A 13216-nucleotide genomic window follows, 5' to 3' on the forward strand; every position below is an offset into this window, starting at 1 on the left:
CCGGCGATTCGGCTTGTGGCACCGGACGGGTGTTGTTGTTTGTTGTTCTTTCACTTTGCGCGGCAGACCAGGAGCGTGACGCTGCCTGCGGGAAGCCGGATGGTTTTCGCATCTTCCGCCGTTCCCTTGCGGTAGTGGATGGCGATCGGCTTGTCCACGGCGGTGTTCACCTCCGACACGGAGTCGGCGGTCAGCGTGTAAACATGCTCCACCGTTCCGCCTGCGAGATCAAGCGAGAGCTCCCGGTCGGTGTCCGGCAACCGGTTGGTCAGTACGACATACCGTTTCCCATCCTGTTCGACTGCGACGGCGGAGAGGGAGAGTTTTCCGTCGAATGCGGTTCCCGCTCCCCGCAGCTCCTGACCGATCACCTTGCCTCCGAAGGGAATGAGTTTATAGAACTTGAACAGTTCCGCCAGACCGGTCGCGTAAACCTTTCTGCTGTACGGATCCGGATAGAACATCCCCCAGGGGCCGCTCGAACAGGCGTGCATGGTCATTGCCGCCACTTCGGGCCGCGCCAGCATGCGATTGAACCATTCGCTGACGGCCAGACACCCTTGCAGGGCATGGGTTTTGTACCAGGAGTTTTCCCAGCGGCCCGGTTCTCCGCCCGGCCAGAGACCGTGTTCGGAGATGAAGATCCGGATTCCCGGGTTCGAGCTGGAGGCGATATCGTCCCGAATGACATCCAGATAATTGTCAATCACGGAGATGGGGTATCCGTGATAATATGGATGGAACGCAAAATAATCGATTTCATCCGCCAGTTCGGCAAGCAGTTTGCGATGCCACTCCTTCCAATGTTTGTTCTGCGTCTCATGCCACGGGGCGGTTGCCGCGTGCGGCGCGAATTTCGCGTCTGGAACCACGGAACGAATCGCTGCCATGACTTCCTTGCAGGTCTGGACATATTTGTCCGCAGTGAGCTTCTGGGAGCTCCAGTCGGTTTCGTTGCCGAGTTCCCAGATGGCGACTTTGACTGGATCGGGGAGTCCCCATTCGATCCGTTTCCTCCCCCATTCGGTTGAGGCGTCTCCGGTCAGAAACTCCGCGATCTCGCGCGCCTGGCGGGCACATTCCGCGTCTCCGACGCTGACCATGATATCGAACTGCGCTTCGGGATCGACCGCAAGAATGGAACGGATGGTTTCGACGGGACCGGTGACCTGAATGCGTTCCGGCGCCCAGGAGGCCTGTTTATGTTTGACACGTTCGGCGAGGGGACCCGAGGCGAATTTCCAGTTGTCCTTCAGCAGCCAGAGCCGGTTCAGCGGCAATGGAACGCCGCGGGCAGCATCGGTGAAATCCGGGAGAATTTCCGGATACGGTTTGCCGGGAACCTCGGCCGCCATGCTGATGCCGTCCTGAGCGGCAAAGTCGTAGGAGAGTCCGAACATCTTCGCGTCATAGTCGCGAATTGTTTTCTCTGGAAGCAGCCGGAACTCCGCCGGGAGCTCCTTCTCGGAGCGGTGAATCGGCTCTTCCAGAATGATGTTGTCATATTCATGCCCCGCCCCGATTTCCGCGGCTGGTCCGAGCAGCGGTGCGACTCCCAGCAGCATGGAGATCAGCGCACAAAATTCAGTTCTTGTCATAATACCAGTCTTCCTTTCTCTGAACCCCATCGGGCCGTTCGTTGCGTTTCACATGGCCGACGTGGCCGTCTATGTAGGCGGTGTTGGCGCCGTTGTTGTGTTTGGCGGCGAGGCTGTTGTCTGTACCGTTATACCAGTTCCACAACGCCCAGTCTCCGGCATTGTAGTAACCATCATCACGAATGGAGTCAATGAGGAAAATCATCCGGGACGGGTTTCGTTTAACCTGTTTGAAGGAGGAAAAAGGAGTGGAAGTCCCATCCAGAGTAAAACTGTACTGTGCGTGATTCATCCCGTAGGATTCGTGATTATCCTTGAGAGAGACCGGGCACTCAGATGCTCCGTAGCCGTTCCATTCCCATGTTACTTTTGAGGTTGGGCGCGCCAGAAAACCGGTTCCGGCGAGAACCAGCCAGTGCGGCGTATTTTGCCGTACATTCCCGTCGTATATCATGGTAAGCTTATTTCGGGCAAACGCGTCAAAGCTCTGCTCATACATGATATGCGCGGTCATGAGCTGTTTGAGATTGTTGGTGCAGGCGACGGTTTTGGCGCGGTCGCGCGCCTGATTCAGCGCGGGCAGCAGCATGGCGGCGAGAATCGCGATGATCGCAATTACCACGAGGAGCTCGATGAGGGTAAATTTTGATTTCATGAGCGGAATCCTTTCGTTATTTCAGAAAAAGCGTCTGGTCTGCGATGGTGAGTGAATTTTCCTTGAGCGAGTTACGGATGACCCGGCCGCCGCGCCAGCCGTCCGGCAGCTTCCAGACGAGCTGTGAAGCGTGTGGCGCGAGGTGGACGATCGCCAGTTCGGAAGCGTTTTCCGGAATCGGATTGGAGAAGGGAACCTTTTCTCCGGCTTTGTTGAGCATCGTGAATTCGAGCGTGCGGCTGCCAGCCGGCAACTTGATTCTGGTCGCCGGCAAAATGGCGATATAGGCGATTTTGGCGCTTCCGTAGCTCTGAAGCAGCGTGTTCGCATGATTCCATTCCTGCCCCTTGTAACCGCGCCAGAGGCCGTCGCCGGAGAGCTTGAGAACGGAGATCGGAAGTTCCCGGACTTCCTCCGACCACTCGCCCTTTTTTCCGACCGTGATATTCTGATATCCGGAGCCGTTCGGGTGCAGCGTGAAGGTGATTCCTCCATACAGTTTACAGGCGATCCACGCTCCGCGCGACGTTGCAACGGGAAGAGAAATTCCGCCGTTATCCGATGCAACGGTCAGGAGCGGCTGATAATTTTCTGTGATTTCCGCTACTGGGACGCCATCCTGAATGCCGGCTTTGGGCATGTTCCAGACGCCGTCCCGCTGGTGATTGCCGGGCAGAAGCCCCGGCGAGAGGTGACCGGGCTCGCCGAAAACGCGGATCGCAACGTTTTCCATTTTAAGCAGATCGCTGCTTTTCCCCTTCTCGGCGCCGCCGATGGCCAGATCGAAAGTTCCGGCCGCATCGTCCCGGAGTTTGGCGCCGTCGATCGACTCCCAGCCCACCGGGGCGGCCGATAATGCCGCTCCGAGCAGAATGGCTGCCAGCGTGGAAATTGATTTTTTTGCCATATTTCTTCCTTTCCTGTTAGCGCGCTGAAAATAGCGGTTCTGAATCGGGATTATCTCGGATGAACTGCAAGATCTTTTATCCGGAAGGAGGCGACGCCGTCGCGGCTGCCGCGGAACTGGATCATGACCGAAGTGAAATCACTCCCGCTCTTCGGATTGCGGAACAGTTTGAGCGGGATGGAGATTTTCCATGCGCCGTTCCTGATTTGCGTCGCGTGCGATTCGAGCGGCAGCTGGGTCGAGGAGGCGAGTGTGCGGCCGCCGGAGGAGTTCAGCAGAGTGATCTGGAGCTGAGGAAGTTCGGCGCGGTCGGAAATGATTTCACACGCCAGAGTTCCGTTCTCCCAGTCGTCCGATGCGATCGGAAGTTTCCCCGCGTGCAGGACGAACCCAGCCCACGGCGCGGTTTCAGCCCCGGCCGTCACGCGGATTTCTCCGTCACCGGCCGCCGTCGCAACTTTGCCGATCGGATAGAGGTCGGCTGGACAGAATTTGACCGGTTTCCCGGTGGCGGCCGGCTGTGCCTCCCGGGTTGGACGGTTCGGGCATATGGCGGGATTCCGCAGCCGGAAGGAGGCGATGCCGTCGCGGCTGCCGCGGAACTGGATCATGACCGAAGTGAAATCACTCCCGCTCTTCGGATTGCGGAACAGTTTGAGCGGGATGGAGATTTTCCATGCGCCGTTCCTGATTTGCGTCGCGTGCGATTCGAGCGGCAGCTGGGTCGAGGAGGCGAGTGTGCGGCCGCCGGAGGAGTTCAGCAGAGTGATCTGGAGCTGAGGAAGTTCGGCGCGGTCGGAAATGATTTCACACGCCAGAGTTCCGTTCTCCCAGTCGTCCGATGCGATCGGAAGTTTCCCCGCGTGCAGGACGAACCCAGCCCACGGCGCGGTTTCAGCCCCGGCCGTCACGCGGATTTCTCCGTCACCGGCCGCCGTCGCAACTTTGCCGATCGGATAGAGGTCGGCTGGACGGAATTTGACCGGTCTGGCATCCGGCGCCTGCGGCTGCACCGATGCGGATGGAGCGGCGGATGGAGCGGCGGAAGACGGCGCGGAAGCCTGCGACGGCGCGAGGGTGTCCGGCGTCTCCAGGCGGATGTTGCGCACGGTCACGCCGGAGTGGACGTCGTAACGGAACTGGAACTGTATGCCATTGACGTTTTCCGGGAGTTTTCCGTTTTTCGCAAACTTCTCCAGCGGGATTTCCACCGTCTGGAAACTTTCCGGATCCGTGTCGATCCGTCCGCCGTCGATTCCCTTCTCCAGCTCAAACATCGCCCCGATGACATTTTTCCGGTAGTCCGACGCGGCCGAAAGCAGCGTAAGCTGCAGCGCCTGATTGCCCCTGGGGGTGCCGAAGGAGTCGGAGCCGCCGTTGATTTCAAATTTCAAAACTCCGCCGTCCGGCAGTGCTCCGCCGCCGAGCGGCTTGAGATCCCGCTCCCGGATGATGAATCCCGCCCAGGCGTTCGTTTTCGCCGTGGTTTCAACCGTCAGAGTGCCGTTTTGAAGTTTCGCCGCCAGACCGCCGAATCCATAGACCTCCGGCGTGGAGAAAGAGATCTCACGCATTTCTGCAACCTCTTTCCCGTCATACTGTTCCGCCGTTATAGCCAGAACGATCGGAACCGATTCCGTTCCGGAGCCGACGACGTCCAGGGAACGAATCTCGTCATCCGGTGTCGGATTGACCCAGCGCCAGGCGTAGAAACCGCGCCCGGAACGGTTCTGCCAGGCGACCAGCTCGTTCACCGCGTAATTCGCGCTGCCCATCCACCAGTCGCCGATGTTTTTGCCGCATACGACCGGAATGTCGAGCGTGCGACCGGACGCGTAGTGAATGCGGTAACGCATGACTTCTCGCCCGGCATTGAACCAGGCGGTCGTGTGGAAGAAGATCAGAGAACGGAGCTTCGCATTGATTCCTATCCCGGTGATCTCCTGCGGCAGATCGCTCCTGACCGAAGGCGAACGCAGCATGATGCAGGTGCGGTTGTCGTTCTGATCGAACCGGATCAACTCACACGGAACTCCCAGAAACTCGTGCGTCCCCCACGGTACTCCTTCGAGTGAATTTTCCCTGCCTTGATCGGTCCAGCCACCTTTGCCGTCTCCCCCGACCGAATCGGTGAACCCGCGGTTGCAGAACTCCCGAATGTCGAGCGGCGCGGTCAGAGCCGGATCGACCTTGTAGCGGAATGAGTTCGCCGCTTTCGCCTCCCTGGCCGCGCGCAGTTCGGCCTCCAGCGCGGAGCACTCGTCCTGAAGGGTTTGCGCCGTCACCGGAGTGAGGGGGCCGAATTTCGTCTCAAGCGCGGTCTTCGGGCCGACTCCCGCAATCAGGCGCTCCTGCGGGGCCAACAGCAGCAGGGCGCGGCCGCCGGAATCCGGAAGCAGCCGGTTCCCCGTAAGATCCGCCGCGGCTTCCGCCCCGTCGAGTTTGAGCTGAATCAGTTTCGGATAGTTGTCCCAGTTGTAAAGATAGTGCAGTGCGAGATCTCCGCGGCGTGCGCTGTGCGTTTCGACATTGACCGCAAGATCCCCTTTCCCATACCGCGTAAGTTCAAGCGCCGGAACGATCTTGTGCCGCGAAAACGCAGTCGAGAGCAAGGCTCCGAGCGCGTAGTCCTGCAACTCCGGGGTGATGACGTAAACCGTTCCTTTTCCGATTCTTCTGGAGAGAAAAACCGGAACTCCATCGCTTTCCGCGAGGATTTCCCAGCCGGACGAGGCGGTGATCCGGCGGGTGTTGCGCCCGATGAGCCGCCCCGGAAACAGCTCCGGCTGCTTTCTCAGGAACGTGATTTCCGTGATTCCCGCCTCTTCATCCGGCACGAGGGTGAGTCCCTCGAACAAACCGGCCGGGTCGCGCATTTGACCGTATTCATCTTCCGGCAGAAGGTCGCGTCCCGCGATCAGCACGCCGCCGTCTTCCACGAATCGGCGCAGTGCCGGAGCGGTTGTGTCGTAACTGTTTCTGACTCCGGCTGCAACAATCGCCCGATATCGCCGCTGGCGATTTTCCGGAAGCTGTTCTTCGAAAATCGCATCAGCCGGGAAAAAGGTGAATTGCAGCGCGCCGGTGTAACTCGTGATCTCATTTTTGACCGGATTGCCGGTCGCTCCACCCATCCGCTCGGTCGGCAGCGAGATCAGAAGCGCAACCTCGCGCGGAATACCCCGGTCGCGCGGAACGAAGAACTCCCCGAAACGGAAAATCTCCTGCTTCGTCTGTTGAATCGAGGCGAAATCCTCCGCCGGATAGGCGTAGGGATTCAAGATCATCCAGGGGAATTTTTCGGCGATCAGCCGCCCGCCTTCAGGAGATGCGGGCGGCTTCCAGTCCCACGCCCGTTTCGACCACTCGAAGAGGTAGACCGCATCGATTCCGCGGGCGACATCGAGCCAGATCCGGTTCCGGGTGGAGCGGCCGTCCGAACCCGTGTAGGCTTCGGGATTGTGGATCGGTTTCCCGTCGGCCATCGCACGGAGAAACCAGCGCTGGAGTATCCCTTCCGTAATCCCTCCGGAGATCGCCGGCGCCGACCCGGAGTGTTCCGGCGGCGCATCGTATCCGGAGCCGGAGCCAATGGAAATTCCACCGCCGGTCGGGGTCGAAATCGCATCGAGCTGCCGGTTGATCTCGAACAAATTCACGTGCGAGCGCGGAAGCATCCGGTAATAGCTGCCGCCGAGACTCTGAAAACAGAGTCGTGCATCGGGAACGAGTTCACGGATCGTCTCCACCCCGAGTTTCGTGATCGAGTTGAATCCGGATTCCAGAAATTTCGACCAGTCCACGCAGAGTCCCGGATTTTCGCTGCTCGACTGGAAGTTCGCCGCCGCCTCAAAGTCGGCATAGGAGCTGTTCCAGCGCCGGTTCATCGCTTCCGGCGTCGTGTAACGTTCACGGAGAAATTCCGCAAACAGCTTGCGGTTGTAGGCGCTCGGATCGTCGTAGGCCGGTTCGTTGAAAAGCTCGAACAGCATGAGCGGATTGCCGCCCGCAGTCATCTCCCTGACGCCCGCGCGCCACATCGACTGATAGAGCTTCCGTCCTTCCGGATGAAAGAGATTGTAGGGAACCCAGTGATTGTTGGCTCGGTCCCGGTCGGCGTTGATCGCTTCAGCAGGAATGGTCTGCGCATATTTTTCCGCGGCAAGCATCCCGTGCGTCCAGGGGAAGCAGGTGAAATCCACCAGCGTCGGCAGTCCGTTGGAGCGAAGTTTCTCCCCTGCGGTTCGGTTGCTGTTTTCAAACGCGTTGTTCCGGTAGCCGGGGACAAAGTCGGCGATCCAGCGGTCGGCGGTGAAAATCGCCAGTGTGTCGAAGCCGAGCCGCTGGGCATTTTCATAGGTGAGCGGTTCCTCGTAAAGCCATTTCCACTCCGGCGTATATCCGGAGGTCGGAGCGATGTCGTCGGCACTGCTGCTGGAGGCGGCCTGAACGCCGAGAAGAAACCGTTCCCGCCCGTTCACCAGGTAGTTTCCGGACGGCGCAACCGTCACGGTCGGATTGGGGGCGAGCCGCACCTCCTGCGGAATTTCATCAAGTTCGGGCAAACTCCCGCCGAGCAACGGCACTCCCGTCACGAGCAGCAGCCATAGAAAGTTTCCACGTTTCACGCAATAATCTCCTTGTCATTAAGATGTCAGTTACAAAATTTCCACCGGCCCGAGCGCGTATCGCCCCATCGCATCTCCGCCGGGGAGCGGGAGTCGGATCGGCAGATGGTCCGAGAGTCTTCGCAGACCGATCGCCAGCCGGTATGTGCCGCATTGAACTGTTTCCGGGACAAAAAGTTCGGTTCTCTCCCCAACGCGGCATCCGCACTCCCACAACGCGGTGGTTGTCGGCAGGATCGGCGGTGTGAGCTGTTCCCAGACGCAGTTGCCCGTTCCGTCGAGCAGAGCGAACAGAATGCCGAACTCCTCTCTCGGTCGGGCGGCTCCCCGGTTTTCCCAGAAACTTGTGAGCAGCGCCGCCTTTTTCCTTACGATCCGCTCCGGGTAGTGCAGTTCCGCCGGAAGCAGCCGGTAACCGACGATCTTTGCGGCTTCGCGCAACGTGCCGCGCCGGATTTCCGGAGCGTTCCGGGTCTGATCGAGATAAAGCTGTTTGCTCAGTGGATCGTAATTCTCCATGGCTCGGAAACAGTCATCGTGAATCGTATCGATCGCCGTCTCCGGCACGCCCTGCCGCTCCCCGCCGCGATTGGTGTAACTCGCATGGCAGCGTCTCAGGGTTTCGAGTTCGCAGGGCGCGTGGAACGTGGAAATATTTTCGACGATGATCTTGACCCATTCATGATAGGCCCGGCAGTAGTCGACATACCACCCTTCCATAAACGGATCCTCCCCCCAGCGATCCCAGTTCGCGCCGAGCCCGTTGTATTTGAGATTGATCCCCTGAGAGACCAGATAGGGAACCAGCTCCCGGGCCTGTACAATTGAGATCGGGCCTGTCTCACAATCCGGATCGGGCGTGTTGTAGCTCAGGTTTCCGAGCTCCTGGTAGAGCGGTTTATCGGGAAACGCCGCTTTGAAACTTTCCGTCTGCCAGTGGAGCGCGGCTGTGTAGGTCGCAAGGGAAAAACCCGCTTCCACCCAGGGGCGGATCGGCGTGTGCTCCGAAATGTGCATCTCCCCGTAATGGCCGAGAAAGCCAGGGAAAACCATCTCCACCGCGGGATTCCCGTTATAGCGTTCCCCGAGCGCGAACGCGAGTTCCCGGCTCTTCTCCAGGTAAAGTCTGTCCCAGTAGACCGGATAGCGCATCGGTACTCCTCCCGGGGCTCCGGGTTCATCGATGTACTTCGCACCGCGGTCGAACAGCCATTGCGGCGCTCCGTCGTTCAGAAGCGTGCCGCGGCAGCCCATGCCGCGAACCTGAATGCCCACCTTGTAACCGGCGTTGATCCAGCTTTGCATCGCGCCTTCCCACTCGGGATTTTCCCAGTCGTATTTTCCCTCTTCCGGTTCGATCACCGACCAGGGGACGTCGAAGATGATCTTGTCACACAGCTGCGGCGCAAGAAACCACTCATTCCGTGCGAGTTCATCGAACCGTTTCTTGTTGTGCCCGCGTTGAATGAGCATGTAGCCCATCCCGGGATTCAGCACGATTTCGCCGCTGTCCGAGGTGACGACGCGGCGCGTTCCGTTTTCTGACATGTTTATCAAATCCTTGATGTTCAATCAATTCCTGAGAGCCTGCCCCCAGAAGTAGACATACCATCCGGCATTCGGAATCTCATCCTGCGTCATCGCCTTGACATGTCCGCCAACGAATCCGACCACACTGCCCCGGCTGTTCATATGCCGGAATCCGAACTGGTTTTTGGCGGCGATGCTCGGATTGTCGCTGCCTGTCGCCTGCGGCAGGCTCATGTCGGAAAGCATGAACCGCTGGCTCGGAGTCTTGATCCGCTTGATCGTTCCGCCGAGGATATAATTCTGATCCGAGGCAAGGATGGTGCAGATGTAGCGGTTGATGCCGTAATTGTTGCACATGTAAAACGGTTTCGTCTGCGAAGTGGTGATGGAGTTCGGGCAGATGAATATCCCGTGCTGAACCCGGGTTCCGTCCTCGTTCAGCGGCAGAAACGCGTCCGGATCCCCCGCTTTCACGAGGCCGGGATGCGTATAGGGCAGAATCTGGGTCTGCCACTTCGCCCAGGGCGGGTTGCTGCGCGAACTTCCGCCGTCATTCGGGAAAAAACCGTTGTAATCGGAAGTGTACTGGATGCAACCGAGAGCAAGTTGCTTCATGTTGCTCGTGCATTTGATCTCTTTGCCTTTGTCGCGTGCACTGTTCAAGGCGGGCAGCAGCATGGCCGCAAGAATCGCGATGATCGCAATCACGACCAGGAGCTCTATCAAGGTAAATGGGTTTGTTTTTCCTTTCATCTTCAATCTCCTTTCCTGACATTGGCGTATTCTGAAAAAATCGATACATGGCCGGCGGCGGGCCCGATCGCCTGATTCAGAGGCGCTTCCGGATGATTTTCCGGACCCGGCACATGGGGGATGACGCTCGCTCTTCGAACCAGCGCGGTGGAAATCATCTGATGTCCATCCGGATCCGGCCGTTTCGCGATTCTTGCGAGGAGACGTTCGAACGCCTTCTGCGCGAGCAGCCTGCGGTCGAGGTGGATCGAACTGAGCGGCGGCGTCCCGATCCGGCTCAGAAGCGTGTCGTCGATCGCGATCATCGACAGATCCTGCGGAATCCGGATGTTCCGGTCAGCCAATGCGCGCAGAACGAGCAACGCATCATAATCAGACGCCACGATGATGGCATCGAGCTCCTTCGCCGCCGCGGCGACCGCGTGCCCGCAACTGATGACCGCATCCTCGCCGCCCGCCGTCGGAGAGAGATAGCGGAACTCCCGGAACGGAACCGAATGTTTCCGGCAGCATTCGCGGTACGCGGCATATTTGATCTGCTGAATCGGATCGTGGACGAATGCGATTCTGCGGTGCCCGTGTTCCAGCAGATCACGGAATGCTTCATCCATGCCGGGCAGGTAGTCGAAGCCGATACTGTTGTATCCGTTTTCAGCGTCATCGATCTGAATCAACGGATAATCGGCCGGAATCTTCGTCTGCTCCATCATCTTATGCGGAACTCCGCCGATGAAGATGATTCCGTCGACCGGTGTCGAATAAAGCTGGAAAATACTTTCGCACGTCCGCGCATCCGGCCAGTCCGACTGCATTTGAATCGTCTGAAATCCGGCCCGGTCCGCCGCGCTCTGCAGTTCCCAGGTCAGGTCCGCGAAGTAGGGCGAACGGATATCCTGAATGACGATTCCGACCATTCCGCTCCGTCCTGAAACCAGACTCCGCGCCGACCGGTTCGGACGGTAGTTCAGTTTCGCCGCCGCGAGAAAGATCCGCTCCCGCGTAAGCGGAGCCGCCTTCGAGAGATTTCCGTTCAACACTGCGGAAACCGCCTGGTACGAGACCCCCGCAAGTTTCGCAACATCTTTGATTGTCGCCATGATTTTCCGTCTCTTGATTCTACTTGGTAGAACGTTCTACTTCCTATGGTATATATTATGAATCATGTTGCCGGAAAAAGCAAGTTTTTTTTTATTTTTCAGAAATTTTCGCCTGCGGCGGACGAGCAGGATGACAATTCTCCCGGAGGCGCGGGGCGTTTTGTTCCAGTCCCGTGACCGGATAAAGCAGCCGGTAGAGGGTCTGGCTGCCGAGCTCCTGAAACGGGCCGGGCTGGACGGTTTTTCCGTAAGGCGCTCCGGTGAAATCCCGTTCTACTCCCGGAACGGGTTTGAACCCGAAACGCTTTCCGGAGAGGTTCCGGATGTAGATCGACGGTTCAAACGGTTTGATCCGGATGTAAAATTCGCGCTGCGGCAGAAACGCCGATTCCGTCTCCCGGCCGGAGATTTTCGACCACACAGCCGGAGCGAATCCCCGGATGAGTTCCGCATGGCGCATCTCCTCGTTCGTCAACTTCGGCTTCACTGCGGGGAGGAGCTGTTCCCATGGTGTTCCGCCGCTGTATCGGAAGTTGACGTCGCCGACGAAGAGATTGCCGTCCGAGACGCAGTTGCCGGAACGTTCCCCCGGGAACGGCAGGCTCACGCCGCCGCCGTTGTTCGCAAAGATGTTGTTGACCACAAGTTCGTCGGAGGTCTCGACGATCTTTCCGTGATACTTCCGGTCGGTGACGTTCTGCATGTAGACCCCTTCTGCCTTGTTGTCGACGATAAGGTTATGGCAGATTTTAAGCCCGGACGCGTCATGCGCATAGATTCCCCGGCCGGGATAGGGGCTGAAGAACGGTGTCGTGTTCGCGACGATGTTGTTGTCGATGAGGACGCTTCCCGCGCCGAGCTCGATGAAGATTCCCGTTCCGATGTTTCCGAACACGAAATTCCGCGTGATGCGCGCCTGGTTGTATCCGTTGTCGAACCAGATTCCGTGTGCGCCGTTGAACCGGACCAGATTGCCTTCCACCAGCGCTTCGTCGGCCTCGTGCAGTTTGATTCCGGCCCACTCCTCCCAGTTGCACTCGCTCGTGGTGAGCGATAGGAAGTTGTTGTTTTCGATGGTGTTACCGATGATCTTCACTCCGCGGCAGCTCCATCCGGCGATGCCGCAGAGGCCGTTCTCGACGATGAGGTTTCCGGTGACGAGGTGACGTCCGCCTTTGCGCAGGAGCTTCTGATCTTCCGGGGTGGTTTTCGGCAGCAGATCGGTGCGCCAGTATTCGCTGCCGACATCGAGTCCCACCGTCTTGGCATGGCGGATCACATTGTTGCAGATCACCCAGTCATGTCCGCTGCGGGTCGAAACCATCCCGAGCTGCGGAAAGGGCGCCTGATTTGCGCAGTGCTCGAAGATGAAACCCTCGATCTCGATGTAGCCGAGCCCGCGTCGCGCCGGAGCGAACACCCGGTCGCGTACGGAAATTTCGAACTGCGAACAGGCGGAATCATAATCGAGCGGCAGATGCAGCAGGATATTCTTTCCGTCGGGGGAGAGAATCCAGCTTCCCGGCACCCGGTCCACCTCCTCGACGGTCTGCGACTGGCGCAGTTCCCGGCCGTCGCAGAAAATCTGTCCGAGCGAGTAGGGCAGCAGCGGCCCGTCGGCGGGACGGGCGGGTTCGTTTTTATCGGAGCTTCCCGCATTCAGCTTGCGTTTGAACGGGTTCGGATAATCGCCGAAAAACGCGTCTTCCGGGGTCGGAGTGGTGAAGAGTTCCGGCCGCTCCGGAAGCGGAGTGAGTTCCGGTTCCCAGATTTCGCTGCCGCGGACGAACACCGTACCCGGCTGTTCGGCGCGATATACGATCGGTCTGCCCTTTTCACCGCCGCGTTCCGGCGCGATGTGTTCACGATAGATGCCGGGAGCGACGAGGATCAGATCCCCTGGCTGTGCCCGGGCTGCGGCCTCGCCGATGGTTCGGAACACGGTTTCCCCGTCGCCGGCAGCATCCACGTGCAGCGTCGCTGCGAACGATCCGGCCGAAATCAGTCCGGCCGCAAACAAAAGAAGAGTTTTTTTCATTGATTTCCAC

8 protein-coding genes are annotated in these 13216 nt (G+C 58.9%); all 8 read right to left on the minus strand.

The genetic code is table 11. From position 1 onward, the window contains the following. Positions 1-50: 50 nt before the first annotated feature. Positions 51-1598, minus strand: coding sequence for a hypothetical protein (locus tag Q0K10_RS01430; protein ID WP_294502211.1), 1548 nt, complete (start codon positions 1596-1598; stop codon positions 51-53). Further along, on the minus strand, positions 1585-2253 hold the full coding sequence (locus Q0K10_RS01435; RefSeq protein WP_294502214.1) for a prepilin-type N-terminal cleavage/methylation domain-containing protein: 669 nt from the start codon (positions 2251-2253) through the stop codon (positions 1585-1587). Before Q0K10_RS01435 ends, Q0K10_RS01430 begins: the two co-directional genes overlap by 14 nt. Positions 2254-2269: 16 nt before the next feature. After that, positions 2270-3160, minus strand: coding sequence for a hypothetical protein (locus Q0K10_RS01440; protein ID WP_294502216.1), 891 nt, complete (start codon positions 3158-3160; stop codon positions 2270-2272). Positions 3161-3210: 50 nt separating this feature from the next. Further along, positions 3211-7788, minus strand: a complete 4578-nt coding sequence (locus Q0K10_RS01445; RefSeq protein ID WP_294502218.1) for an alpha-amylase family protein — start codon at positions 7786-7788, stop codon at positions 3211-3213. A gap of 30 nt (positions 7789-7818) precedes the next feature. Continuing rightward, the gene (locus tag Q0K10_RS01450; RefSeq protein ID WP_294502220.1) at positions 7819-9336 is read right to left on the minus strand and encodes a beta-galactosidase; all 1518 of its coding nucleotides are present in this window, start codon (positions 9334-9336) and stop codon (positions 7819-7821) included. A 24-nt stretch (positions 9337-9360) separates the two neighbouring features. Then, on the minus strand, positions 9361-10071 hold the full coding sequence (locus tag Q0K10_RS01455) for a DUF1559 domain-containing protein (protein ID WP_294502222.1): 711 nt from the start codon (positions 10069-10071) through the stop codon (positions 9361-9363). 2 nt (positions 10072-10073) lie between these two features. Continuing rightward, entirely contained in the window at positions 10074-11168 is a 1095-nt protein-coding gene (locus tag Q0K10_RS01460; RefSeq protein ID WP_294502224.1) for a LacI family DNA-binding transcriptional regulator, read from the minus strand. A gap of 91 nt (positions 11169-11259) precedes the next feature. Further along, positions 11260-13206 carry a right-handed parallel beta-helix repeat-containing protein gene (locus tag Q0K10_RS01465; RefSeq protein ID WP_294502226.1) on the minus strand — a complete coding sequence of 649 codons (1947 nt, stop codon included), beginning with the start codon at positions 13204-13206 and terminating at the stop codon, positions 11260-11262. Between the last annotated feature and the right edge of the window lie 10 nt (positions 13207-13216).

This window comes from uncultured Victivallis sp. (assembly GCF_944391105.1).
Taxonomy (GTDB): domain Bacteria; phylum Verrucomicrobiota; class Lentisphaeria; order Victivallales; family Victivallaceae; genus Victivallis.

Excerpts from the sequence above, each read along its gene's own strand:
- Q0K10_RS01430 (WP_294502211.1), bottom strand. The coding sequence starts at position 1,598 with ATGACAAGAACTGAATTTTGTGCGCTGATCTCCATGCTGCTGGGAGTC.
- Q0K10_RS01435 (WP_294502214.1), bottom strand. The coding sequence starts at position 2,253 with ATGAAATCAAAATTTACCCTCATCGAGCTCCTCGTGGTAATTGCGATC.
- Q0K10_RS01440 (WP_294502216.1), bottom strand. The coding sequence starts at position 3,160 with ATGGCAAAAAAATCAATTTCCACGCTGGCAGCCATTCTGCTCGGAGCG.
- Q0K10_RS01450 (WP_294502220.1), bottom strand. The coding sequence starts at position 9,336 with ATGTCAGAAAACGGAACGCGCCGCGTCGTCACCTCGGACAGCGGCGAA.
- Q0K10_RS01455 (WP_294502222.1), bottom strand. The coding sequence starts at position 10,071 with ATGAAAGGAAAAACAAACCCATTTACCTTGATAGAGCTCCTGGTCGTG.
- Q0K10_RS01460 (WP_294502224.1), bottom strand. The coding sequence starts at position 11,168 with ATGGCGACAATCAAAGATGTTGCGAAACTTGCGGGGGTCTCGTACCAG.
- Q0K10_RS01465 (WP_294502226.1), bottom strand. The coding sequence starts at position 13,206 with ATGAAAAAAACTCTTCTTTTGTTTGCGGCCGGACTGATTTCGGCCGGA.